This window comes from Stutzerimonas sp. FeSN7, assembly GCF_030263795.1.
GTDB lineage: Bacteria > Pseudomonadota > Gammaproteobacteria > Pseudomonadales > Pseudomonadaceae > Stutzerimonas > Stutzerimonas stutzeri.
This window is the reverse complement of sequence record NZ_JARPMN010000001.1, coordinates 1,281,035-1,305,747: the sequence shown is the minus strand read 5'-3', so window position 1 is coordinate 1,305,747 and position 24,713 is coordinate 1,281,035. Positions and strand designations below refer to the sequence as shown.

Annotated in this window: 27 protein-coding genes, 1 tRNA gene and 1 pseudogene; 6 read left to right on the top strand and 23 right to left on the bottom strand. The window is 61.4% G+C overall.

From position 1 onward, the window contains the following. Positions 1–38: 38 nt before the first annotated feature. Together bamC and dapA are read right to left on the bottom strand one after the other, a co-directional pair. Entirely contained in the window at positions 39–1,139 is a 1,101-nt protein-coding gene (bamC, locus tag P5703_RS06045) for an NlpB/DapX family lipoprotein (RefSeq protein WP_011913893.1), read from the bottom strand. Between the two features lie 16 nt (positions 1,140–1,155). Further along, on the bottom strand, positions 1,156–2,034 hold the full coding sequence (gene dapA / locus P5703_RS06040; protein WP_013983422.1) for a 4-hydroxy-tetrahydrodipicolinate synthase: 879 nt from the start codon (positions 2,032–2,034) through the stop codon (positions 1,156–1,158). Between the two features lie 226 nt (positions 2,035–2,260). On the opposite strand from dapA, the gene P5703_RS06035 reads away from it, so the two are divergent. Together P5703_RS06035 and P5703_RS06030 are read left to right on the top strand one after the other, a co-directional pair. Further along, on the top strand, positions 2,261–2,821 hold the full coding sequence (locus tag P5703_RS06035) for a glycine cleavage system transcriptional repressor (RefSeq protein WP_013983423.1): 561 nt from the start codon (positions 2,261–2,263) through the stop codon (positions 2,819–2,821). Positions 2,822–2,835: 14 nt separating this feature from the next. After that, positions 2,836–3,309: a peroxiredoxin gene (locus P5703_RS06030; RefSeq protein ID WP_125886301.1), complete on the top strand. Its 474-nt coding sequence runs from the start codon at positions 2,836–2,838 to the stop codon at positions 3,307–3,309. A 36-nt stretch (positions 3,310–3,345) separates the two neighbouring features. On the opposite strand, the gene P5703_RS06025 is transcribed toward P5703_RS06030, so the two are convergent. Continuing rightward, positions 3,346–4,422, bottom strand: a complete 1,077-nt coding sequence (locus P5703_RS06025) for an AI-2E family transporter (protein ID WP_014597208.1) — start codon at positions 4,420–4,422, stop codon at positions 3,346–3,348. Between the two features lie 21 nt (positions 4,423–4,443). Continuing rightward, positions 4,444–4,695: a sulfurtransferase TusA family protein gene (locus tag P5703_RS06020; protein WP_013983425.1), complete on the bottom strand. Its 252-nt coding sequence runs from the start codon at positions 4,693–4,695 to the stop codon at positions 4,444–4,446. A gap of 110 nt (positions 4,696–4,805) precedes the next feature. Here P5703_RS06020 and P5703_RS06015 point away from each other — a divergent pair, with 110 nt between their 5' ends. Next, a complete protein-coding gene (locus P5703_RS06015) occupies positions 4,806–6,236 on the top strand; it encodes a M48 family metalloprotease (protein WP_285585840.1) in 1,431 nt (476 codons plus the stop codon). Positions 6,237–6,344: 108 nt separating this feature from the next. Here P5703_RS06015 and nadA read toward each other — a convergent pair whose 3' ends face one another. From nadA to aspS, 17 genes are all read right to left on the bottom strand, one after another. Then, positions 6,345–7,403 (bottom strand): quinolinate synthase NadA, encoded by a 1,059-nt coding sequence (nadA, locus tag P5703_RS06010; protein WP_014597210.1) that lies wholly within the window; start codon positions 7,401–7,403, stop codon positions 6,345–6,347. 233 nt (positions 7,404–7,636) lie between these two features. Further along, entirely contained in the window at positions 7,637–9,133 is a 1,497-nt protein-coding gene (gene scpC, locus P5703_RS06005) for a succinyl-CoA:acetate CoA-transferase ScpC (RefSeq protein ID WP_013983428.1), read from the bottom strand. 199 nt (positions 9,134–9,332) lie between these two features. Continuing rightward, a tRNA-Lys gene (locus P5703_RS06000) sits at positions 9,333–9,408 on the bottom strand. Between the two features lie 109 nt (positions 9,409–9,517). Next, entirely contained in the window at positions 9,518–10,192 is a 675-nt protein-coding gene (gene queC, locus P5703_RS05995) for a 7-cyano-7-deazaguanine synthase QueC (protein ID WP_125920770.1), read from the bottom strand. Between the two features lie 34 nt (positions 10,193–10,226). Continuing rightward, positions 10,227–10,868 (bottom strand): 7-carboxy-7-deazaguanine synthase QueE, encoded by a 642-nt coding sequence (queE, locus tag P5703_RS05990; protein WP_185750322.1) that lies wholly within the window; start codon positions 10,866–10,868, stop codon positions 10,227–10,229. Between the two features lie 119 nt (positions 10,869–10,987). Next, positions 10,988–11,800, bottom strand: coding sequence for a tol-pal system protein YbgF (gene ybgF / locus P5703_RS05985; RefSeq protein ID WP_011913904.1), 813 nt, complete (start codon positions 11,798–11,800; stop codon positions 10,988–10,990). A gap of 6 nt (positions 11,801–11,806) precedes the next feature. Further along, positions 11,807–12,310 carry a peptidoglycan-associated lipoprotein Pal gene (gene pal, locus P5703_RS05980; protein WP_011913905.1) on the bottom strand — a complete coding sequence of 168 codons (504 nt, stop codon included), beginning with the start codon at positions 12,308–12,310 and terminating at the stop codon, positions 11,807–11,809. Positions 12,311–12,358: 48 nt separating this feature from the next. Then, complete coding sequence (tolB, locus tag P5703_RS05975) at positions 12,359–13,660, bottom strand: Tol-Pal system beta propeller repeat protein TolB (RefSeq protein ID WP_013983433.1); 1,302 nt, start codon at positions 13,658–13,660, stop codon at positions 12,359–12,361. Next, entirely contained in the window at positions 13,657–14,655 is a 999-nt protein-coding gene (tolA, locus tag P5703_RS05970; protein WP_014597217.1) for a cell envelope integrity protein TolA, read from the bottom strand. The genes tolB and tolA overlap by 4 nt, the downstream gene beginning before the upstream one ends. Beyond that, complete coding sequence (gene tolR / locus P5703_RS05965; RefSeq protein ID WP_011913908.1) at positions 14,655–15,095, bottom strand: protein TolR; 441 nt, start codon at positions 15,093–15,095, stop codon at positions 14,655–14,657. The genes tolA and tolR overlap by 1 nt, the downstream gene beginning before the upstream one ends. Positions 15,096–15,106: 11 nt before the next feature. Beyond that, complete coding sequence (tolQ, locus tag P5703_RS05960; RefSeq protein ID WP_013983435.1) at positions 15,107–15,799, bottom strand: protein TolQ; 693 nt, start codon at positions 15,797–15,799, stop codon at positions 15,107–15,109. 2 nt (positions 15,800–15,801) lie between these two features. Further along, positions 15,802–16,245, bottom strand: a complete 444-nt coding sequence (gene ybgC / locus P5703_RS05955) for a tol-pal system-associated acyl-CoA thioesterase (protein ID WP_014597218.1) — start codon at positions 16,243–16,245, stop codon at positions 15,802–15,804. Between the two features lie 51 nt (positions 16,246–16,296). Next, the gene (ruvB, locus tag P5703_RS05950; protein ID WP_011913911.1) at positions 16,297–17,349 is read right to left on the bottom strand and encodes a Holliday junction branch migration DNA helicase RuvB; all 1,053 of its coding nucleotides are present in this window, start codon (positions 17,347–17,349) and stop codon (positions 16,297–16,299) included. A gap of 3 nt (positions 17,350–17,352) precedes the next feature. Next, positions 17,353–17,958 carry a Holliday junction branch migration protein RuvA gene (gene ruvA / locus P5703_RS05945; RefSeq protein WP_011913912.1) on the bottom strand — a complete coding sequence of 202 codons (606 nt, stop codon included), beginning with the start codon at positions 17,956–17,958 and terminating at the stop codon, positions 17,353–17,355. A gap of 60 nt (positions 17,959–18,018) precedes the next feature. Then, entirely contained in the window at positions 18,019–18,543 is a 525-nt protein-coding gene (gene ruvC, locus P5703_RS05940) for a crossover junction endodeoxyribonuclease RuvC (RefSeq protein WP_011913913.1), read from the bottom strand. Positions 18,544–18,703: 160 nt separating this feature from the next. Continuing rightward, positions 18,704–19,453 (bottom strand): YebC/PmpR family DNA-binding transcriptional regulator, encoded by a 750-nt coding sequence (locus P5703_RS05935; protein WP_011913914.1) that lies wholly within the window; start codon positions 19,451–19,453, stop codon positions 18,704–18,706. Between the two features lie 150 nt (positions 19,454–19,603). Then, positions 19,604–21,379 carry an aspartate--tRNA ligase gene (gene aspS, locus P5703_RS05930; protein ID WP_017244772.1) on the bottom strand — a complete coding sequence of 592 codons (1,776 nt, stop codon included), beginning with the start codon at positions 21,377–21,379 and terminating at the stop codon, positions 19,604–19,606. Positions 21,380–21,725: 346 nt separating this feature from the next. On the opposite strand from aspS, the gene P5703_RS05925 reads away from it, so the two are divergent. Together P5703_RS05925 and P5703_RS05920 are read left to right on the top strand one after the other, a co-directional pair. After that, positions 21,726–22,196, top strand: a complete 471-nt coding sequence (locus P5703_RS05925; protein ID WP_011913917.1) for a Dps family protein — start codon at positions 21,726–21,728, stop codon at positions 22,194–22,196. A gap of 243 nt (positions 22,197–22,439) precedes the next feature. Next, positions 22,440–23,048: a cold-shock protein gene (locus tag P5703_RS05920; RefSeq protein ID WP_043942227.1), complete on the top strand. Its 609-nt coding sequence runs from the start codon at positions 22,440–22,442 to the stop codon at positions 23,046–23,048. A gap of 45 nt (positions 23,049–23,093) precedes the next feature. Here the strand turns inward: P5703_RS05920 and P5703_RS05915 are convergent, their stop codons facing one another. Both P5703_RS05915 and P5703_RS05910 read right to left on the bottom strand, forming a co-directional pair. Further along, a complete protein-coding gene (locus P5703_RS05915) occupies positions 23,094–23,300 on the bottom strand; it encodes a SlyX family protein (RefSeq protein ID WP_014597223.1) in 207 nt (68 codons plus the stop codon). 2 nt (positions 23,301–23,302) lie between these two features. Continuing rightward, entirely contained in the window at positions 23,303–23,725 is a 423-nt protein-coding gene (locus P5703_RS05910) for an HIT family protein (protein ID WP_014597224.1), read from the bottom strand. Between the two features lie 438 nt (positions 23,726–24,163). Here P5703_RS05910 and P5703_RS05905 point away from each other — a divergent pair. Then, a pseudogene (locus P5703_RS05905) lies at positions 24,164–24,664 on the top strand (OprD family outer membrane porin); the annotation flags it as partial. Positions 24,665–24,713: the final 49 nt, after the last annotated feature.

Genomic DNA, 24,713 nt, shown 5'->3' with positions numbered 1-24,713 from the left:
TTCGCCTATCCGTGTTCGTGTAACGGGGCAGCTCGCAGTCAGCCCAGGTTGTCCTTGATCAGACTGAGCACCCGACGGGCGACGTCCGCTGGCGCGACGGTATCGATGCTCTTGTCCAGTGTCACCTGCACACCGTTACCCGCACGGGTCAGACGCACCTGATAGCGCTCGGCACGCGCTTCGATTTCGTCCTTGTCCGGTGCGCCACCGAACAGCCGGCTGAAGAAGCCCGGCTTGTCGTCCGGGTCGTCGGCACGCTCGCTAAGGTTCACGTAGTAGACGCCAAGGCTGCGGTCGAGATCGTCGACCCGCACGTCGGCGGCCTGCAGGGCACGGCCGACGCTGGACCAGGCACGATCGAAGTCGCTGTCCAGCTGCAGCAACGGATTGCCGCTGCCATCCTGAGTAAGACTGACGCGACTTGGCGCATCGAAATCGCGCTCGGCGAGCAGCGAAACGGAACCACCCTGGCGGGCGCTGCGGTTCAGACTGGCCTGCAGCTCGTCGAGCAGCACGCGGTCGAGTTCCTTGTTGCTCGAAGTTTCCGGCCAGGCCACGTCGGTGCTGCTACCGGCCGGACGCTTGACGCTGACCACGAAGATCTCGCTGGTGTTGCGCTGAACGCCCGGCTCGACCCGGACGCGGACGCGCGTCTCACCTTCCTGGATACCCAGGTTGCGCACCAGCGCCTCGTCCAGTTGCGAGGCGGTTTGCCAGGCAGTGGCAAACTCACCTGTCTGACGCCGCTCTTCAGCGATGCTGAAGCCCTTGTCGGTGAAGAACTGACGGGCCGCGATCCAGACCTGAGCCGGCGCATACTGCGCCACCAGCCAGCGCGAGTCCCCGGAGGATTGCACACTGAAATCACTGACGTCCGCGGCCACTTGCAGGCGCTGCGGCCGCGGCACTTCGTATTTGCCGGAGTGGGTATTGTCAGCCACCTGGCGCGGGATCGGCAGCAGAGGATCGAGCGGACGCGTTCCGCCATCGACGGCGACCTGCATCGGAGCGGTCTGACGTGCCGAAAGGTAGTCACTGCCGCGGTCACGGAAATATCCATCATCGCCCCACAGCCAGCCGCAGCCACTGGTTGCAGAGATCATCAGGGCAAGGGTCGAGAGTCCGGCCAGTCGCTTCATGCGTATTCCTTTGTTATTAAGCCAGCACGCCGGTTTGGCGCATCGCCTGACGGAGCGGTTCCTGGTAGCTCTGGCTGAGCCAGGTCAACGGCAGACGGATGCCATTGCCCATCAGGCCCATCTCGTGCAACGCCCATTTGACCGGAATCGGATTGGCTTCCAGAAACAGCGCACGATGCAGCGGCATCAGGCGCTCGTTGATAGCGCGAGCGGTCTCGGCATCCCCGGCCATCGCCGCGGCACAAAGTTCGCTCATGGCACGCGGGGCGACGTTCGCCGTGACGGAGATGTTGCCCTTGCCGCCCATCAGCATCAGCTCGACGGCAGTGGGGTCATCGCCCGAGTAAACGAGGAAGTCCTTGCTGACGCGGTCCAGCACTTCCCGACCGCGCTTGAGGTCGCCAGTGGCTTCCTTGATACCGATGATGTTCGGCACCTTCGACAGACGCTCGACCGTATCGGGCAGCATGTCGCACACGGTGCGGCCCGGTACGTTGTAGAGGATCTGCGGAATGGCCACGGCCTCGGCGATGTGCTTGAAGTGCAGGTACAGGCCTTCCTGAGTCGGCTTGTTGTAGTACGGAGTGACCAGCAGGCAGGCGTCGGCGCCGGCGGTCTTGGCGTTCTCGGTCAGTTCGACCGCTTCGCTGGTGGAGTTGGCGCCCGTTCCGGCGATCACCGGAATGCGGCCGTTGACCTGGTCGACCACGCGGCGGATCACTTCGATGTGCTCGGCCACGCTCAAGGTGGCCGACTCACCGGTGGTACCGACAGCAACGATTGCATTGGTGCCTTCCTGCAAATGGAAATCCACCAGCTTGCTCAGGCTGTCCCAGTCCAGACCGCCCTGCGCATCCATGGGCGTGACCAGCGCCACCATACTGCCCGCAATCATGCAACCACTCCTGCCGGAATAAATAAAAAGAGGCGTAATGGTACAAGGCTCCCCAGCGCTTTGCGAGTAGCCTGACACACGCCGCGCCGAGCCGGCAAAGCGCTGCCTGCAGTTGCCAAGGGAGCCCGCCATGTGAGGCGTGCATTCCCTCTGCCCTCGCTTTTCGCTACCCTTAGCCGTTTTCGGCTTGGCTGGCCGACCGATTCACCACCGCCAGGAATGCTGCATGTCCACCCCCCCTCTCCCCCGCGAACAATTTCTCGTCATCAGCGCCCTGGGCGCCAACCCGATGGAGCTGACCAATGTGCTCTGCCGCGCCGCCAACGAGAATCGCTGCGCGGTCGTCAGCACTCGCCTGACGCGTCATGGCCAGTGCAGCGCACTGGTTCTGGAAGTCGGTGGTAGCTGGGATGCTCTCGCCCGGATGGAAACCACGCTGCCGGGGCTCGCGAAGAAGCATGCGTTCACGGCCAATGTCGTTCGTAGCGAAGCGCTGGAAAGCCGCCCGCAGGCCTTGCCTTATGTGGCCTATGTGAGCGCAGTCTTCCGCCCCGATATCCTCAACGAGCTGTGCCAGTTCTTCATCGACCACCGCGTCGAACTGGAAAGCCTGACCTGCGACACCTACCAGGCCCCACAGACCGGCGGCACCATGCTCAACGCCACCCTGACCGTCACCCTGCCTGCAGGCACGCAGATCAGCTGGCTGCGCGATCAGTTTCTCGACTTTGCCGACGCGCTCAACCTCGATGCGCTGATCGAACCCTGGCGTCCGCAGAACCCTTGAGATCAGGAGGCAACATGGCAGTCGCAATCGACCAACCGATTCCACCCTTCCAGGCCCAGGCTACCAGCGGCCAGTCGATCGACCTCGCGTCGCTGGCCGGCAAGCAGGTCGTGCTGTACTTCTATCCGAAGGACAACACACCGGGCTGTACGACCGAAGGTCAGGGTTTTCGTGATCTCCATCAGGCGTTTCTCGCGGCCAACACCCTGGTCTTTGGCGTCTCGCGCGACAGCCTGAAAACCCACGAGAACTTTCGCGCCAAGCAGGGCTTTCCCTTCGAGCTGATCAGCGACAAGGGCGAGCAGCTCTGCCAGCTGTTCGATGTGATCAAGCTGAAAAAACTCTATGGCAAGGAGTATCTCGGCGTGGACCGCAGCACCTTTCTCATCGACCGCGACGGCGTACTGCGTCAGGAATGGCGCGGCGTGAAGGTGCCCGGCCATGTCGAGGCCGTGCTCCAGGCCGCCCAGGCACTGAACCACGCGTAGAAACAATAAAGGCTGGCGCCGCGCCAGCCTTTCCCATCATTCGCCAGGCTCGACCACCACGGTCGCCGGCTCCCTCGGCCAGGCATACAACACGGCCTTGAACAGGGTCGCCAAGGGGATGGCGAAGAACACCCCCCAGAACCCCCACAGCCCACCGAACAGTAGCACCGCGCAGATGATCGCCACCGGGTGCAGATTCACCGCCTCGGAGAACAGCAACGGCACCAGGACGTTGCCATCCAGGGTCTGGATAATGGCGTAGGCCACCATCAGGTAGAAGAACTGGTCGCCCAGACCCCACTGGAATATCCCGATCAGCGCGATGGGAATGGTGACCACGGTGGCCCCGATGTAGGGCACCACGACGGAGACGCCCACGAGCATCGCCATCAGTGCCGCGTAATTGAGCCCCAGCGCGGCAAAGACGGCGTACGAAACCACGGCGCAGATCAGGATCTCGATCGCCTTGCCCCGAATGTAGTTGGCGATCTGCAGGTTCATCTCCTGAGAGACCTGGGTGATCAGGCCGCGCTCGCGTGGCAGGTAGCCCTTGATCCAGTTGCTGATCTGCTCGCGATCCTTCAGAAAGAAGAACACCAGAATCGGCACCAGCACCAGATAGATCATCAGCCCGATCAGCAGCGGCAGACTCGACAGTGAAGACGTCAGCACCAGCTGGCCGTAGCGGCCGATCTCGCCACGCATGAAATCGATGCCGCGCAGCACCTGCTCCTCGGTCACCAGTTGCGGATAACGCTCCGGCAGCAACAGCAGCAGCGACTGCCACTCCACCAGCATGCGCGGCAGCTCGTTGAACAGCGTCAGCACCTGTTGCCAGAGCAGCGGCACGATGAACAGCGTGCACACCACCAGCACCCCGACGAACATCAGAAATACCAGCCAGACCGCAAGCAGGTGCGGCACCCGCCGACGCTCCATGGCACCCACCAGCCCTTGCATCAGGAACGCCAGCACCAGTCCGGCCAGCACCGGCGCCAGCATCTTGCCAAGCGTCAGGACGATCGCGAATGCAAGGAACAGCAGAACCGCGAGAACAACCGCCTCCTCGTCGGAGAAGTAACGCTGCATCCAACCGCGTAATACCTTGATCATGTATTTCCTCGAAGCGAACCGTCAGGCCTTGCGCAGCCAGTAACGATAAAGACCATCCTCGACCTCTTCATGCAGAAGCGCATGGCCGGCCAGCTTGGCGAAACTGCGAAAATCCCGTTGCGAGCCAGGATCGCTGGCGACAACCTTGAGTACCGCCCCGCTGGGCAGGCGATTCAATTCCAGCTTGGCCTTGAGCAGCGGCATCGGGCAGTCGAGGCCGACGGCGTCCAGCTCGGCATCGCACGCGGGCGATAGTGGTCGACCTTCACTCATGGTTCGCCTCCTCAGCAAAGCCACGCAGCATACCTAGCGCACCGGGGCTCTGGCCAGCCAGCCAAGGTCAAGGCTACAGTAGCCGTTCTCACTTCAACGAGCCTGCCTGGATGAAACTGCTGCGCCCCGCCCTGCTCACGCTCACCTGCCTGCTTGTGCAACCGACATTGGCTAACGACCTGCCTTCGCTCGGCGACGCCAGCTCGGGCATCGTGTCGCCGGAACAGGAACATGTGCTCGGGCGCGCCTGGCTGAGCCTGCTGCGGGGGCAGGTGAAGCAGCTTTCCGACCCCCAGCTCAAGGACTACGTCGAGAACAGCGTGTACCGCCTGGCTGAAACCAGTCAGCTGCAGGATCGGCGCCTCGAATTTGTCCTGCTCGATAGCCCTCAGCTCAACGCCTTTGCGGCACCGGGCGGCATTATCGGCGTCAACGGCGGGCTGTTTATCCATGCGCAAACCGAAGCTGAGTATGCGTCGGTGATGGCGCACGAACTGGCCCACCTTTCACAGCGGCATTTCGCTCGCGGCCTGGAAGCCCAGCAGCGCATGCAGCTGCCGATGATGGCCGCCATGCTCGCTGGCGTCGTGGCGGCTGCAGCCGGTGCCGGCGATGCGGGCATTGCCGCGATCGTCTCCACCCAGGCCGCGGCCATCCAGGCACAGCGCCGCTTCTCCCGACAGAACGAGCAGGAGGCCGATCGCATTGGCATCGTCAACCTCGAACGCGCCGGCTACGATCCACGCGCCATGCCCTCGATGTTCGGCCGGCTGATGCGCCAGTATCGCTATGACCAGAAGCCGCCGGAGTTCCTTCTGACCCACCCGGTCAGCGAATCGCGCATCGCCGACACCACCAACCGAGCCGAGCAATACGCACAAGGCGGCACCCAGGACAGCCTGCGCTACCAGTTGATGCGGGCGCGCACGCAACTCAAGTTCGAAAGCACGCCCGGCGTCGGAGCCAAACGTTTCCGTGCGATGCTCGATGAGAATCCGGAGATGGACGCCGCCCGCTACGGGCTGGCGCTGGCGCAGATGAAGGCCGGACAGCTCGCCGATGCGGCGAACAGCCTGGCGCCGCTACTGGCCAAGGCACCGGACGACCTCACCTACAATCTCGCACAGGTCGAACTCGACATCACCGCCAATCGCCTGCAGCACGCTCAGACCCGTCTGCAGCGCCTGCTCCAGCTGTATCCGGGTAACTACCCGGTGCGCCAGATGCATATCGACCTGTTGATGGAGCGGGGCGAGACCCAACAAGCCGAACGCGAGCTGGACAAACTGGCCGAGCAGCGCCGGCGGGACCCGGACATCTGGTACCAGGTCGCAGAGGTCCGGGGCCTTAGCGGAAACATCGTCGGCCTGCATCAGGCGCGCGCCGAATACTTCGCGCTGGTCGGCGACTACGATCAGGGCATCGAGCAGCTCAACCTGGCCAAGCGCCGCGCCAGCAACTTCCAGATTTCCGCGCGAATCGACGCCAGACAGAAGCAGCTGATCGAAGAGAAGCGCATGGTCGAGGACATGCTGCGTTGATAAGCAGCACGCGACATCCCTACAGACCATACCAATGAAAAAGCCACGCTCGAAAAAGCGTGGCCTCGGTTGACGCGGTCGAGTGCGTATCCGCCGCTCTCGAAGGGCTCAGGCGTTACCGGCCTGCTTCAAGCGTGCCGCCTGGGTGAAATCGAGCATTCGCTTCAGCGGCTTCACAGCCCGCGGAATCAGCGCCGGGTCGACGAAAATCTCATTGCTTCCGGTGCGCAGGCATTCCAGGGTGCGCTCGAGCGTGTTCATCGCCATCCACGGGCAATGCGCACAGCTACGACAGGTCGCGCCCTGCCCCGCGGTCGGCGCCTCGATGAAGGTCTTCTCCGGACACAGCTGCTGCATCTTGTAGAAGATCCCGCGGTCGGTCGCCACGATAAGGGTCTGCTGCGGCAGCGTCTGCGCGGCCTTGATCAGCTGACTGGTCGAACCCACTGCATCGGCCAGCTCGACAACCGCCTGCGGTGATTCGGGATGAACCAGAATTGCCGCATCCGGATACAACGCCTTCATGTCCGCCAGCTGCTTGGCCTTGAATTCCTCGTGCACGATGCAGGCGCCATCCCACAGCAGGATGTCCGCACCGGTTTCGCGCTGCACGTAATTGCCCAGATGCTTGTCCGGTGCCCAGATGATCTTCTCGCCGTTATCCATCAGGCTCTCGACGATCTCCAGCGCGCAACTGGATGTCACTACCCAGTCGGCACGTGCCTTCACCGCTGCCGAGGTATTGGCATAGACCACCACGGTGCGCTCGGGATGCTGGTCGCAAAACGCCGAGAACTCATCCACTGGACAGCCGAGATCAAGCGAACAGGTTGCCTCCAGCGTCGGCATCAGCACGCGCTTTTCCGGATTGAGGATCTTCGCCGTTTCCCCCATGAACTTGACGCCAGCCACCACGACCGTTTGCGCGGGGTGTTCGTTGCCGAAACGTGCCATTTCCAGCGAATCGGACACGCAGCCGCCAGTCTCTTCGGCCAGCGCCTGGATCACCGGATCGGTGTAGTAGTGCGCCACCAGCACCGCATTCTGGCGCTTCAACTCGGCAGCGATTTCGCTGCGCAACTTTGCCTCCTGCTCAGGCGTCAGCGGCTGGGGCTGCTTCGCCGCCAGGTGTGCCTGCACAAGGATGCGTTCGGGTATCTGCGTCATGGTCGCGGGTCCTGCCAACACGGGATTGCACGAAGCGCCAGGTAGCTCGGCGGCAACGGTAAAGTCGGGCTTGTCGATAAGACGGAAGGAGCAGGATTCGGACGAGGCTCCTGCCATTCGACGGGGCAGGAATACTAGCCGATGCGTCGGCAAAAGGGAAAGCATCGGACACAGGGGCTGGCCTTCGCAGCCCCAAACGAAAACCGCCGGCGGGCGCCGGCGGTTTCTTTGGATCACTCGCCCTTGAGCATGTGACCGCGTTCTTCCAGGTTGATGTGCCACTGCATGGCCTCACCCAGCAGATGCGGGGTCTGGCCGCCTTTCTTGCAGGCATCCTCGAAGTACTTGTTCAGCGCATCGCGGTAGGACGGATGCACGCAGTTGTCGATGATCACGCGCGCACGTTCGCGCGGAGCCAGGCCACGCAGGTCTGCCAGCCCCTGCTCGGTCACCAGGATCTCCACGTCGTGCTCGGTGTGGTCGACGTGAGCAACCATCGGTACGACGCTGGAAATGTTGCCACCCTTGGCGATCGACTTAGTCACGAAGATGGCCAGGTGGGCGTTACGCGCGAAGTCGCCCGAACCACCGATACCATTCATCATCTTGGTGCCGCCCACGTGGGTGGAGTTGACGTTACCGTAGATGTCGAACTCCAGCGCGGTGTTGATGCCGATGATGCCGAGACGGCGCACCAGCTCCGGATGGTTGGAGATTTCCTGCGGACGCAGCACCAGCTTGTCCTTGTACTTCTCCAGGTTACCGAACACGCGATCGTTGCAACGCTCGGAGAGGGTGATGGAGCAACCGGAAGCAAAGGTCATCTTACCGGCGTCGATCAGTTCGAAGGTGCAGTCCTGCAGTACTTCGGAATACATCACCAGGTCTTCGAACGGCGAGTCGATCAGACCGCACATTACGGCGTTGGCGATGTTGCCGATACCGACCTGCATCGGGCCGAGGTTCTTGGCCATGCGACCGGCAGCCACTTCGCTCTTGAAGAACTCGACCAGGTGGTTGGCAATGGCCTGGGTTTCTTCGTCCGGCGGCGTGACGGTGGAGTAGGAGTCAGGCTGATTGGTGATCACGATCGCAGCGATCTTGGCCGGATCGACCGGAATAGCTGCGCTGCCGAGACGGTCATCGACCTTGGTCAGCGGGATCGGGCCACGATTCGGACGCTCGCCCGGGAAGTAGATATCGTGCAGGCCTTCAAGGTTCAGGTTGTGCGCCAGGTTCAGCTCGATGATCACCTGGTCGGCAAACATGGCCAGGTTGGCCGAGTTGCCCACGGAGGTGGTCGGCACGATGTGGCCCTGTTCGGTGATGCACAGCGCCTCGACGATGGTGACATCGGGACGCTTGATCTGATGGTTGCGCATCTGCTCCACGGTGTGCGACAGGTGCTGGTCGATGAACATGACCTCACCTGCGTTGATCGCCTTGCGCAGTACCGGGTCGGCCTGGAACGGCATGCGGCGGGCCAGCAGGCCAGCAGAAGCCATCTTGCCGTCGAGATCGTTACCCAGGCTGGCACCGGTCACCAGGCTGATCTGCAGCTTCTCGTCCTTGGCACGGTCGATCAGCGCAAGGGGTACGGCCTTGGCTTCGCCCGCGCGGGTGAAGCCGCTCATGCCAACGGTCATGCCGTCGCGAATAAGGGAAGCAGCCTCTTGGGCGCTCATGACCTTGTTCTGCAGAGAGGACAAGCGGATGCGATCAGAATACATTTGAGCCTCGAACCAACGGACAATCAGGAAGGTCGCAGTCTATTACGTTTAAAAACGCTTGAGCCATCTACTAAGGTCGTAGAGAAAAACGCCGCTTATGGCCGAATGTACGACTCAAGCGAAGCGCCACAAAAACTGCGGATATAAAAAAGCCGGACGACCTAGTGGCCTCCGGCTTTTCCTGCTCCAAGGAGCGATATGGTGGGTCGTGTAGGATTCGAACCTACGACCAATTGGTTAAAAGCCAACTGCTCTACCAACTGAGCTAACGACCCGATGCGGGGCGCATGATACTGATTTGATTGATGAAAACAAACTTTTTTTTTGAAAAAAATTTAGCCTGAGGCAGTAGCGTAGGCAGACGCCCCGCCGAGAATGCCGGCCTCAGAAATAGCGTGTCGGGTCGGTCAAGCCAGCCTCGGCAAAACCAGCCGAACGCAATCTGCAGCTGTCGCACTTGCCACAGGCGCGACCGTCGTCATCCGCCTGATAGCACGAAACCGTCATCGCATAATCGACGCCCAGTCGACTTCCCTCCCGGACGATTTGCGCCTTGCTGAGGTTCTGCAATGGCGCCTGAATGCGGAACCCCTGCCCTTCGACCCCGGCCTTGGTCGCCAGATTGGCCATCCGCTCGAAGGCGGCAACGAATTCCGGGCGGCAATCGGGATAGCCGGAATAGTCCACCGCGTTGACACCAATGAAGATATCGCGGGCACCCAGCACTTCGGCCCAGCCCAGAGCCAACGACAGGAATACGGTATTGCGCGCCGGCACGTACGTTACTGGGATGCCTTCGCTGGGCGCCTCTGGTACATCGATACTCGTATCGGTCAGTGCCGAGCCGCCGATGCCGTTGAGGTTCAGACCAATGACCTTGTGCTCCACGACCGCCAGCTGCTTCGCGACGCGCTCGGCAGCCTGCAGCTCCGCTCGATGGCGCTGACCGTAATCGAAACTCATGGTGTAACAGGCATAGCCCTCGTCACGCGCCATGGCCACGACGGTCGCCGAATCAAGCCCACCGGACAGCAGGATGACTGCTTTCTTCTCGTTCATTTCGCGATACCTCAAAGGATGACGAGCTTCAAGCTCAATGGCCAGGCGCATCGTTCCAGATGATCTTGTGCAGCTGGAGCTGCAACCGTACCGGCAGGTTGTCCGCGACGATCCAGTCCGCCAGCGCGCGGACATCGACCTGACCATGGCTGGGGGAGAACAGGACCTCGCCGGCCCGCCGGGCCAGCCCGAACTCGATCAACTTGGACACGGCCCAGTCGTAGTCCTCCCGGGAGCAGATGACGAACTTCACCTGATCGTTGCGGGTGAGATGGACGATGTTCTCATAGCGGTTGCGTCCGACTTCCGCCGAGCCTGGGGTTTTCAGGTCCACCACCCGACTGACGCGCTCATCCACCGGGGAAATGTCGAGCGCGCCGCTGGTTTCCAGTGAAACCTCGTACCCCGCATCGCAAAGTCGCTGCAGCAGCGGCACGCAATTGGGCTGAGCCAGCGGCTCGCCACCTGTCACGCAGACGTAACGCGGATTGTAGGCAGCGACACGCTCCAGGATGGCATCGAGGGTCATGAGCTCTCCGCCGCTGAACGCATAGGCGGTATCGCAGTACTGACAGCGCAGGGGACAGCCGGTGAGGCGAACGAACACCGTGGGCAATCCACTGGTGCGCGTCTCCCCCTGCAGCGAGTAGAAGATCTCGGTAATTCGCAGGGTCATATCAGCCACGGGCGTGACGGCTAAACAGGCCATCCGCCTCCGTTGCGGGAAATAGGGGCGGGGATTCTAACGAAAAAACCCGCACTGTGGGCGGGTTTCGTTCGTTAACGCAGGCGAATTCAGCGATTGAGCTGGCGCTGTGCCAACTGCGCCGCGGACGTATTCGGGTACTGCGCGATGACTTGGCGCAAGATCCCCTGGGCCTTGTCGCGATTGCCCATGCGGATCTCGACATCGGCCAGCTTGTAAAGCGAGTCCGGCACCTTGCTGTGCTGCGGATAAGCCTGACTGACGCGGGCAAAAGCCTGGCCCGCACCCTGCAGATCGCCCTTGGCCAGATTGACCTCACCCAGCCAATACTGCGCATTGCCAGCGTACTGACTATCTGGATACTTGCGCAGGAATGCAGCGAAAGCCTGGCTGGCCTTGTCGAAGTCCTTTGCCTTGATCAGGTCGAACGCGGCGTCGTAATAGAGCTTCTCTTGCGCCGGATCACCCGAAGCGCTCTGCGACTGTCCGGACGAGGCAGCGGATGCACCGGCACCGCCCGCAGCCGCCGGTTCGCGCGACGGCGCCGACTGATTACTGGACGCCGCGGGCCCGCTGGACAAGCGCCGATCAAGATCCTGATAACGCTCCAGCCCCTCTTGTTGCAGGCGCTGGATCTGATTCTGTTGTTCCTCGAGCATGCCGCGCAATTGCGCGATCTCTTCCTGCATCTGCTGCAGCTGCATGAAGAGCATGCCCTGCGCCGAAGATGGAGCAGCAGCTCCACCTCCGGCATAGGCACCGTCACCACTCGGCGCGGCCGTGGAATAACCGGAGCCGCCACTGGCGGCACCCTGTTCGTAATCCACAACCGGCACTTGAGCCACCGCCATCAGCGGCAGGCCGAGCACTGTAAAAGTCAGAGCGTGGCGGTACTTGCGCATGACGAATTACTTACGCAGTTCGACGCGACGGTTCTGAGCCCAGGACTGCTCGTCGTTGCCCATGGCAACCGGACGCTCTTCGCCGTAGGAAACCAGTTCCAGCTGAGCCGGGGAAACGCCCTGCAGAACCAGGTAGCGCTGAACGGCCTTGGAACGACGCTCGCCCAGAGCCATGTTGTACTCACGGGTACCACGCTCGTCGGTGTGGCCTTCCAGAACGACGCGAGCGCCGTTGCCTTTCAGGTCCTTGGCGTGAACGTCCAGAGCGCGCATGGCTTCCGGCTTCAGGTCGGAGCTGTCGTACTCGAAGTAGAAGGTGGTGATGGCGCGCAGAGCGGCTTCTTCGCTCATGCTGCCGTCGATGGCGCCCGAATCAGCACCGTAACCGGCATTCGGATCGATCGCGCCCGAACCTTCGCCCGAATCGTCGCCGCCTTTGGACGAACAACCGACAGCAACAGCCATGGCCAGAGCCAGAGCGGTGAACTTACCGAATTTCAGCATTTCCATGTGTAACAACCCCAGGTGTGTTTTTGGTTAAAAAGCGTTGATACCGCATCAGTTCAGGTAAGGGGACCAGGACGGCTCTCGGACTTCGCCTTGAGCTGTTGGAAGCGGGAGCCTAACGCGTCCGTTGATGGACACGAGCATCAAGACTCCCCGGCCCTGCTGGCGGGTGGCGTAGATTAGCATGGTGCCATTAGGCGCAACAGTGGGAGACTCATCCAGACTGGTATCCGAAAGTATCCGCAGGTTGCCGCGCTGCAGATCCTGCGCGGCGACCTTGAAGTTGGTGTAGCCATCCTGACGGTGAATCATGACCAGCGTCTTCTCGTCAGCCGAGAGTTTCGGGTTGGCGTTGTAGTTGCCGACGAAGGTTACGCGCTCGGCCGAGTTGCTACCCAGGCGCTGCTTGTAGACCTGCGGCTTGCCTGCCCGGTCGGACGTGTAATAAATGGTCTGACCATCAGCGCCCCAGAAGGGTTCGGTATCGATGGCGTAGTGGTTGGTCAGGCGCTGCAGCTGACGCGAACCGAGATCCATTACATAGATCTCCGGGTTGCCGTCCTTGGACAGCACGAACGCCAGCCGATTGCCGTCCGGAGAAAATGCCGGGGCACCATTCAGCCCTTCGAAGTTGGTGATCTGCTCACGGCGGCCGGTGTCGATGTGCTGCACGAAGATGCGCGGACGCTTCTGCTCGAACGAGACATAGGCGATACGGCGGCCATCGGGCGAGTAACGCGGCGAGAGGATCGGCTCGCGCGATTGCAACAGGGTTACCGCCCGCGCACCGTCATAGTCCGAACGCTGCAGCGTGTAGCGGGTATTGGCGCCCCCCATCCGCTCGGCCGTGACATACAGCAGACGAGTGGAGAACGCGCCCTTGATGCCTGTCAGCTTCTCGAACGACTGATCCGCCGCATGGTGCGCCATATCGCGCAGCTGGTCCGGCGAACCGCCGACAGTGCCGCTCATCACCTGCTGCTCGGTGGTCACGTTGAACACTTCGTAGCGCGCTTGCAGCCGGCCGCCAGCGGGTTCGATGTTACCCACCATCACATACTGCGCACCCAGCGCTTTCCAGTCGCGATAGATGATCTCGCTGCCACGGGTCGGCATGCTGATCATGTTCTGCCGTGGAATCGGCTGGAAGATGCCGGTATTGCGCATGTCGTTACCGATGATCTCCGCCATGTCCTCTGGAAGCACGGTACCGCCCTGCCAGCCGAACGGGACGACGGCAATGGGGATGGCGCGATCGGCGCCGCTGGTAACGACGATGTTTTTCTCCTGCGCCACTGCAATGCCTGCCAGGCAGCAGAGCAGGACAAGTAGACCTCGAAGGGAGTTGATCACAACGCAAGATCCTCAGGCGTGAATGTCATTTTGAATGACCGGTAAGGCTGGAATTCCTGCGGGCTCAGACCCTGCATTTCAGTCAGCCGACCGATGTTCTTGACTGCGGCAACCGCAGAGTTGTCGAACGGTACGTCACCGCTCGATCTCGACACACTGACATTGGTGATGGTGCCATCAGGCAGCATGTTTACCTGCAGCTGTACCGTCATGTTGTTCCGTGCAGACGGCGGACGAGTCCAGCCTTCTGCCGCGCGCAACCGAATCAGATCATCGAAGTTGCCGGCAACCTGATCGCCATGGGTATCGGCCATCGCCTGCTGGCGTTCGGTGGTATCGGACAGAAGCTCTGCCAGTGCCTGGGCCTTCTTGTCTTCGGCAGCCTTGCGCGCTGCTTCCGCCGCGGCCTTCTTCTTGGCTTCTTCGGCGGCCTTCTTCTTGGCCGCCTCGGCTGCCGCTTTCTTCTTGGCTTCTTCCGCCGCCTTCTTCTTGGCCTCTTCGGCGGCCTTCTTCTTGGCCTCCTCAGCCGCCTTCTTCTTGGCCAACTCCTCGGCGGCCTTCTTCTTCGCGATCTCGGCCTGCTTCTGCTGCTCTACCTTCTTCGCCTCTTCGGCTTTCTTGGCCGCAGCGGCCTTATCGGCAGCGGCTTTCGCCGCTTCGGCCTTTCGAGCCTCCTCGGCCTTCTTTTGTTCCGCAGCCTTCGCCGCAGCCTGCTTCTGCTGCTCGATCTTGCGCTGCTCCATCTGCTCGGCTTCGTACTGTTTGGCAGCCGTCTTCTTCGCCTCGCCGGCAATCTTCTGGTTGGTCTGCGTGGTCGCCTGGCTCTGGGACTTCAGCTGATAAAGCGTTGCCTGCACGATCGGCTTGGATGGCGGCAGCTCGGGCGTCATGGAAAAGCTGACGAACAGCATGCCGAAGATGATGACGTGCAGGCCGACCGCCAGCACGGTCGGCCAGAAATAGCTCTGCGAAGGTGACGAGTCACGCTGTTGCATCAAGGGGCCTCGGTGATCAGGCCGACATTGCCCACGCCGGCTTCCTGCAGGCCACCCATGGCGGCCATGACCGCCCCGTAGTCAACGGCGCGATCACCGCGGATGAACACCTGGGTGTCCGGACGCTGACGCATGATGGCGACCACGGCGCGGGTCATGTCTTCCAGCGCGACCGCCTCATTACCCTTGCTCTCGGTGTCGACTTCGCTGCCAACGTTCCAGTAATAGGTCTTGTCGGCCTTGATGGAGATGGTCAACACCTGCTTGTCGTTGTCCTGCGGCAAGGCCTCGCTGCTGACCTTGGGCAGATCGACCTTGACGCCCTGGTTGAGCATCGGCGCCGTCACCATGAAGATGACCAGCAGCACCAGCATCACGTCGATGTAGGGCACCACGTTCATCTCGGCGACGGGCTTGCGTCTGTTGCGGATTCTGGCCATGGCCGTGGGCCTCAGTCTTCGGTGGTGTGAACTTTGCGGTGCAGGATGGCCTGGAACTCATCGGCGAAGGTGTAGTAACGGCCGATGAGCATCTCGCCACGAGCCGAGAAGCGGTTGTAGGCAATCACCGCCGGAATTGCGGCGAACAGACCGATCGCTGTAGCGATCAGGGCTTCGGCGATGCCGGGCGCTACGGTGGCCAGCGTGGCCTGCTGCACCTGAGCCAAACCACGGAAGGAGTTCATGATCCCCCAGACGGTACCGAACAGACCGATGTAAGGGCTGGTGGAACCGACGGTGGCGAGAAACGGCAGGCTCTGCTCGAGCTTTTCCTCTTCACGGGAAATGGCGACCCGCATAGCGCGGTTGACACCGTCCATCACGGCGTCCGGATCTACGCCCTGCTGCTGGCGCAGCCGGGAAAACTCCTTGAAACCGGCACGAAAGATCTGCTCGACACCCGAGTCAGGGTCGGGATTGCTGCCTGCCTGGCGATACAGCTTGGACAGATCGATGCCCGACCAGAAGCGCTCTTCGAAGGCATCCAGCGACCGCTTGGCAGCGCGCAGCATGTTGCCGCGCTGGAAAATCAGGATCCATGAGGTCACCGAAGCGCCTACAAGTATCAGCATGACCAGCTGCACCACGAAGCTGGCGTTGCTGATCAGGCTCCACATGGACATATGATCGACGTTGGCTTCCACGCTTACTCTCCTGCAGGGGATAGACCCGAGCCAGCGAAGGCATCACGCAGCGCTTCGGGAATGGCTCGGGGTTTCAAACTTTCGGCACGTACGCAGGCCACGAGGACCTGCCCTTCACACAGCAGAACGTCATCGACCGCACGCCGCACCTGCTGACGGAAACGCAGGCTGGCACGATTGAGCTCGACCACCTCGGCGGTCACCAGCAGCTCGTCATCCAGGCGCGCCGGGGCTCGATAACGCGCCTCGACCGAATGCACGACGAACAGCAAGTCCTCACCGGCTAGCTGCGACTGGGCGAATCCCAGGCTGCGCAACCGCTCGGTACGAGCTCGCTCCATGAATTTGAGGTAGTTGACGTAATAGACGATGCCACCCGCATCGGTGTCCTCGTAATAGACTCGACAGCGGTGGGTGAAGATTTCAGCTCCGGCTTGCGCGCGCATACTAGTGCTCGGCCCTGCAAATGCCAATCGGGTAACAGAACAATATTTTCTTCAAACTATGTCGCCTTCGAACAGGTCCGGTGTCGGCGGCTCGTTCATGCGTTTGGGCAAGTTGAGACCGAAGTGCAGATAGGCATGGCGCGTCACCACGCGACCGCGCGGCGTACGCATGATGTAGCCCTGCTGGATCAGGTACGGCTCGAGCACGTCCTCGATGGTGTGGCGCTCCTCGCTGATCGCCGCGGCAAGGCTGTCGATGCCCACCGGGCCACCATCGAACTTCTCGATCAGCGTCAGCAGCAGGCGACGATCCTGATGATCGAACCCGCGCTCATCGACATCCAGCATGTTCAGCGCAAGGTCAGCGATCTGCCGGGTGATCTCACCCTTGCCGCGCACCTGAGCGAAGTCACGAACCCGGCGCAGCAGACGATTGGCGATGCGCGGCGTGCCGCGCGCGCGACGGGCGATTTCAAACGCGCCCTCGGGTTCGGTTGGCAGCCCGAGGATTCCGGCCGACCGCCTGACGATCGTGGCCAGATCCTCGGTGGAGTAGAACTCCAGACGCTGGACGATACCGAAGCGGTCGCGTAGTGGATTGGTCAGCATGCCGGCCCGCGTCGTGGCGCCGACCAGGGTGAACGGCGGCAGATCGAGCTTGATCGAACGCGCCGCCGGCCCTTCGCCGATCATGATATCGAGCTGGAAGTCCTCCATCGCCGGATATAGCACCTCCTCGACGATCGGCGAGAGGCGATGGATCTCGTCGACGAACAGCACGTCGCCGGCTTCCAGGTTGGTCAGCAAAGCGGCCAGGTCGCCCGGCCGCTCGAGGACAGGACCAGAAGTACTCTTGATCGACACGCCCATTTCTTCGGCAATGATGTTCGCCAGGGTGGTCTTGCCCAACCCGGGCGGACCGAAGATCAGAGTATGGTCGAGCGCTTCCTGGCGCCCTTTCGCGGCGCGGATGAATAGATCCATCTGCTCGCGCACAACCGGCTGGCCAATGTACTCCGCGAGCTTCAGGGGGCGAATGGCGCGATCCAACTGCTCGTCGCGATCGCGACTGCTGGCCGTGACGATACGATCCGCTTCGATCATGGTTTACACCATGCCCTTGAGGGCGCGGCGAATCATCTCTTCACTGCTCAAATTCTCTTCCTGTATGGCGGACACTGCCCGGCTGGCCTCCTGGGGCTTGAAGCCCAGGGAAATCAAAGCGCTGACCGCATCATTCTCGGCGCTTGTGACTGCCGTTTTGCTGCCAGGTTCAACTACCAGGGTCGCGATGGCCGGCATGCTTTCCCACGCCTTGAAGCGGTCCTTCAGCTCAACCAGCAGCCGTTCGGCGGTCTTCTTGCCGACACCAGGTATGCGCACCAGCACCGAGGTATCCTGCGCCTGAACGCACCGCACCAACTCATCGACCTCCAGCCCCGACATGAGCGCCAAAGCCAACTTGGGTCCCACGCCGTTCAGCCGGATCAGCTCGCGAAATAGCTCACGCTCGCGTTTCTCGGCGAACCCATAAAGCAGCTGCGCGTCTTCACGCACCACCAGATGGGTGTGCAGAGTCACCGGCTCGCCGACCGCTGGCAGGCGATAAAGCGTAGTCATCGGCACCTCGACTTCATAGCCGATGCCGTTGACGTCGAGAATCATGTGAGGCGGTTGCTTTTCCGCCAGCGTGCCGCGCAAACGTCCGATCAAACCTGCTTCCTCCAGTGCCCGACGATGCCGGGTCCTTTCTTTTTGCGACTATTCGCAAGGCTACAGCCGCAGCCGCCCGCCTCTTCGCTTGGCACCGATCAACCCATGAGGGACCAGGCTCTGCCGGTGATGCGCATGGCACAGGGCGATGGCCAAGGCGTCCGAGGCATCAATCTGCGGCTTCTCCAGCAGCTTGAGCAGATGCATGACCATCATCTGCACCTGCTGCTTGTCCGCGCCGCCAGTGCCGGCGATGGCCTGCTTGACCTGCGTGGCGGTGTACTCGGCGATCTGCAGTCCCGCCTCGGCCCCCGCGACGATGGCAGCACCGCGGGCCTGCCCCAGCTTGAGCGCCGAATCGGCGTTACGGGCCATGAACACCTGCTCGATTCCCATGGTCACCGGACCATAGGTGCGAATGACTTCGCTGACGCCACTGAACACGGCGCGCAAGCGCTCCGACAGCTCGCCGCTGCCGGTGCGAATGCAGCCCGAAGCGACGTACTCGCAACCACGACCGGTATCTCGGACGACGCCGTAGCCGGTGATTCGAGAGCCCGGATCGATACCCAAAATCAGCGTCATGCCTTGGCCGTGCTGTCTATTTATCCAGTGGCGAGTATACGGAGGCGCCTGCCCCGATGCCACTGGCGTCATCACATCCCAACGCTTCTTCGACGCCACACCGAACCATAAAAAAACCGGAAGCGCGACTGCGACCTCCGGTTCCTTCCAGCGACATGGCTCAGCTCAGCTGCTGCATGATCTCATCGGCAATTTCGGCGTTGTGATAGACGTTCTGTACGTCATCCAGATCTTCCAACGCATCGATCAGACGCAGGACTTTCTGTGCGGTCTCGACATCAGTGATGGGCGCCATGATCGACGGGATCATCGCCACTTCCGCCTCGTCACCCTTGAAACCGGCTTCGGTAAGCGCCTCGTTGACCGAGAGAAAATCGGCAAAGCTGGTGTACACCTCGACCGAGCCGTCTTCCTGCGTGACCACGTCGTCGGCGCCGGCTTCCAGCGCAGCCTCCATCAGCGCATCCTCGTCGACGCCTGGTGCATAGCTGATCTGCCCCTTGCGATCGAACATGTAGGCCACCGAACCGTCGGTACCGAGGTTGCCGCCATTCTTGCTGAAGGCATGACGCACCTCCGCGGCGGTGCGGTTGCGGTTGTCCGTCATGGCTTCGATGATGATCGCCACGCCACTCGGCGCATAGCCCTCGTAGCTCAGCTCGGTCATGTTGTCGGCTTCGTTCGAGCCAGCGCCGCGGGCGATGGCACGGTCAATGACCTCGCGCGACATGTTGGCAGTCAGCGCCTTGTCCACCGCCAGGCGCAGGCGCGGGTTGTCCGCCGGGACACCGCCGCCATGCTTGGCCGCCACGGTCAGTTCGCGGATCAGCTTGGTGAAGATCTTGCCCCGCTTGGCGTCCTGGCGCTCTTTGCGGTGCTTGATGTTGGCCCATTTGGAATGACCAGCCATAACTCACTCCATTCTTCGACTGAATCAGAAATCCCGATAACCGTTCGCCAACCGCTGGATCACCAGCCGGCGAACGGCTATCGCCTTGACGCCCGTACGACCGGAGTCGCAAGACGAAGAAGCCTGGCAGAACCAGGCTTCGGGTAGCGCTTACTCCGCCTTTGGCTGCTCGCGCAGGCGGATATGCAGATCGCGCAATGCCTTGTTGTCCACCGCACCAGGCGCCTGGGTCATGACATCCGCAGCGCTCTGGGTTTTCGGGAAGGCAATGACTTCGCGAATCGACTGCGCACCGGTCATCAGCATCACTAGGCGATCGAGACCGAAAGCCAGACCACCATGTGGCGGCGCACCGAACTTCAGCGCATCGAGCAGGAAGCCGAACTTCTCTTCCTGCTCGGCCTCGTCGATGCCGAGAATGCGGAATACCGCCTGCTGCATTTCCTTGCGATGGATGCGGATGGAGCCGCCGCCCAGCTCGGTACCGTTGAGCACCATGTCGTATGCACGCGACAGCGCAGCGCTGGGGTTGGCCTCCAGCTCCTGCGGTGTGCACTTCGGCGCGGTGAACGGGTGGTGCAGTGCGCTCAGCGAGCCGTCATCGTTCTCTTCGAACATCGGGAAGTCGACGACCCACAGCGGCGCCCAGTCGCAGGTCAGCAGCTTGAGGTCATGGCCGAGCTTGATGCGCAGCGCGCCCAACGCCTCGGAGACGATCTTGGCCTTGTCGGCACCAAAGAAGACGATATCGCCATCGACCGCGCCGACGCGGTCGAGGATCACGTTGAGGTTGTCTTCCGGGATGAACTTGACGATCGGCGACTGCAGCCCCTCGACGCCCTTGGCGCGCTCGTTGACCTTGATATAGGCTAGGCCCTTGGCGCCGTAGATGCCGACGAACTTAGTGTAGTCGTCGATCTGGCTGCGCGGCATGCTTGCGGCACCCGGCACACGAAGGGCTGCCACGCGACCTTTCGGATCGTTGGCCGGGCCAGAGAACACCTTGAACTCGACCGCGTTGAGCTGATCGGCAACGTCCACCAGCTCGAGCGGGATGCGCAGGTCCGGTTTGTCCGAGCCATAGCGACGCATGGCCTCCTCAAACGGCATATGCGGGAATTCGCCAAACTCCAGATCCAGCACTTCCTTGAACAGCTTGCGGATCATCCCTTCGGTGATACCGATGATGTCCGCCTCGTCGAGGAAGCTGGTCTCGATATCGATCTGGGTGAATTCGGGCTGACGATCAGCTCGCAGGTCTTCGTCGCGGAAACACTTGGCGATCTGATAGTAGCGATCGAAGCCGGCCACCATGAGCAGCTGCTTGAACAGCTGCGGCGATTGCGGCAGGGCAAAGAAATTGCCGGCATGGGTGCGACTCGGCACCAGATAGTCACGAGCACCCTCCGGCGTCGGACGGCCAAGGATCGGCGTTTCGACATCGAGGAAGCCGTTCTCGTCGAGGTAGCGACGGATGCTGGCGGTGATGCGCGAGCGCAGCTTCAGCTTCTCGGCCATCTCCGGGCGACGCAGGTCGATGAAGCGGTAGCGCAGGCGAGTTTCTTCACCGACATCGCTGTACTCGTTGAGCGGGAACGGCGGAGTCTCCGCATCGTTGAGCACCTCCAGCTCGTAACCCAGCACCTCGATGGCGCCGGACGCGATGTTCGGATTCACCGCACCGGCCGGACGCAGGCGCACCTTGCCGGTCACCTTGATCACGTACTCGCTGCGTACGCGGTCGGCCGTCGCGAAGGTTTCCGCGCGGTCGGGATCGAAAACCACCTGGGCCAGCCCCTCGCGATCGCGAACGTCGAGGAAGATCACCCCTCCATGGTCACGACGGCGATGTACCCAGCCGCAAAGAGTGATTTCCTGACCGTCCAGGCTTTCGTTCAACTGGCCGCAATAGTGACTGCGCATCATGGTGGAGTTCGCTTCTCGTATCTTGAATTCGATGGGGCGCCAGAGCTGGGACCGGCTAATGGCGCCGTCACTGCTCTGCGCAAGCGGCTGTACCGTATGCGATACCGCCTAGGGCGCCAGGCGCTGCAGCACATGCTGATGCTGCCAGGCACAAGCGCGGGATTATATCGACATAATCACCGCGGCGCAGCCGTTGCCCTCACCGGCAGCCCATCAGGCCGGTCATGGAACCCAGAATCGGTCGACGCCTTCCAACCATGAGCATCGGACCAGAAACCTATCGCTTCACAACAGCGCGTCGTTTTCTGGCATAACTAAGGCCTGAACCATCCACCAGGAGAAACACATGGAAATCAACATTGGCATCGCCGAACAGGATCGTGCAGCTATCGCCGAAGGGCTGTCCCGCCTGCTTGCCGACACCTACACGCTTTACCTGAAGACCCACAACTTTCACTGGAACGTGACGGGGCCGATGTTCAACACGCTTCATACCATGTTCGAGACCCAGTACACCGAACTGGCTGTCGCGGTCGACGATATCGCCGAGCGCATCCGCACCCTCGGCTTTCCTGCGCCCGGCACCTATGCCGCCTACGCCCGCCTGAGCTCGATCAAGGAAGAGGAAGGCGTTCCGTCGGCCGAAGAAATGATCAAACTGCTGGTTGAAGGCCAGGAAGCGGTAGTCCGCACCGCTCGAGGCATTTTCCCGCTGCTGGACAAGGTCAATGACGAGCCCACCGCGGACCTGCTGACCCAGCGCATGCAAAGCCACGAAAAGACGGCCTGGATGCTGCGCAGCCTACTGTCGGCATAATATTCCTGCGGCAGGGCGCCCTGCGTGCCCTGCCCCCCACATCCGACATGCTCCATGCGACGCAGTCCCGCGCCGCTCGCTCATTTGAGCCCCCTTCGCCTTTGCTGTTAAATACGCCGCGCTGCAAGCCAACCCGCGCGGTTCCTCCAGAGCAGTTTCAGCCCTGAGCGAACGACGTTTACCACGAGCATCCTGGCCTGCGGCTTCTTCCTGTCGTGTTATTAACCGTGAGCCATACCAAGAATGCTTAAGATCGTTCATGTCCTGGCGGGCGTCATTGCCCTGCTTTTGTCATTTGTACCCAGTCTACGCGGCGGAATGCCGCTTCTCCTGCAGCCCGAAGCCTTGTGCCTGCTGATGCTCGGCCTGCTGAACGCGCAGTTCGCTCCTTCTGCCAAACTGGACGACAGCCGAACCCGCCCGGTCATCATCGCCACATCGACACTCCTACTGGTCGCCATTGCCCTGCAAGCAACCATCCTGCTCGCCCCCTTGTCGCAGATCGCAGGCCAGCCGGCCACCCTAGCCAGCCTCTTGCTCGCCCTGATTGCCGTCCTGCTCCACCTTGCCACGCCTCAGGAACGCCCGACAAAGGTAAAACCCGCGCACCAGAAAGCGAGCCCCCTGCCGGCAGCCGGGCGCGAATCGGGCACCGTGAAGTGGTTCAACACATCGAAGGGATTCGGCTTTATTTCCCGGGATAGCGGTGACGACGTATTCGTGCACTTCCGCGCAATTCGCGGCGAGGGCCACCGCATTCTCGTGGAAGGTCAGCGCGTGGAATTCACCATCATGATGCGTGACAAAGGCCTGCAGGCCGAGGATGTCGTCACCGTAGATTCGGCCCGCTGAGACGGTCCAGCCGCGAGCGAGACCGGCCAATCTCGCTCGCAATAATTAATAGTGAGGCGGCGGCGCCTCATCTTCGCCCGCATCCAGCGAGCTCTGCATTTCCTCCTGCCGTCTCGCCAGCGCACCCAACTGAAGTTGCAAACGCTCCACTAGTCGCTGCTGCTCGACCAGCACGTCGTTGAGCGTCTGAATGGTGTCATCCTGAAAGGCCAACCGCGCCTCCAAGTCTGTTACACGGGACTCCAGATCCATCATCATTCCTCGAAACGAAAATCGCCGGTAAGTACCAACCGCAGCTTTTCCCTGATCGCCGCTACCTGACCCTCGGTATAGGGTTGCGCCGGCTGCTTGCCCCAAACAGGCGCCGGCCAGGCCGCATCGTCCCGACGCCTGGCGATGACGTGCATATGTAGCTGTGCAACTACATTACCGAGCGCGGCGACATTCATTTTGTCCGCACCGAAGGTATCCTTGACGGTTTCGGCCAGCGCAGTGGTTTCTCGCCACAGCGCCCGCTGGTCGACCGGATCGAGCTGAAACAACTCGCTTATCTCCTCGCGCCGCGGAACCAGAATGAACCACAGATAATGAGCATCGTTCATCAACAGCAGCCGGCACAGCGGGAAGTCCCCGAGCGGCAGGGTGTCCTGCTCCAAACGTGAATCGAGAACGAACATGACACTCCCCTTCGACCTGATTGTGAAGCAGTGCGGGACTGCACTACCCGAACACTCAGAAGCATACTCCAGACAGGAAAGCTAACAACCCTGACCTGCCTGCGCGAAGATGGGGCCGCACCATCAGAACATGCCCTCTGAGAGTGCAACAGCGCTGCACTGGATGCCATGAAGCGTCGCAAAAGCCTCAAAAACGCATTTGGGTCCGCTTTTTGCAAAAGAGCGAGCAGCGGGCGCTGCAATGGCTTCAAAACGCCGCAATAGGCGTCACACAGCTTGCTCTAGCGCTGCACTAGGGCTGCACAGTACATTCTCTGGATGGCTTTTCGCGAACAGCGGCCATAACTGGCTAAAGCCTGATGCGGGACTAAGAAGTTGCACCCTTTCCGCTCACCGCGGACGGGCAAGCACCAAATTCAAACCAAAGGAGCAATCACAATGAAAGTGATGAAGTGGAGCGTAATCGCCCTGGCCGTAGCGGCGGGCACCTCCCAGATGGCATTGGCCAGCCAGCAATCGGAGTCCAAGGGATTTGTCGAGGACGCGAGCCTTGATCTGTTGCTGCGTAACACCTACTACAACCGTGATTACAAGGACGGCGCTGACGACGTACGCAGCTGGGGCCAAGGCTTCATCACCACGTTCGAATCCGGCTTCACTCAAGGCACCATCGGCGTCGGCGTAGATGCCTACGGCATCCTCGGCGTGCGCCTGGATGGCGGTCGTGGTTACAACTATGGCGCCATGTTCGAGCGCGACTCCAATGGCGACCCCGAGCGCGACCTGTCGCAAGCCGGCGCAGCCATCAAGTTCCAGGTATCCAACACCGTCCTCAAATACGGCAATCAGATGCCGATGATGCCCGTGCTCGCGTACGACGACTCCCGCCTGCTGCCCGAGTCATTTACCGGCACGCTGATCACTAGGGAAACTCTGAAAAAGACTTTCTGATTTGGCAAAATACCGCGACCCCACCCACCGAGTTTCC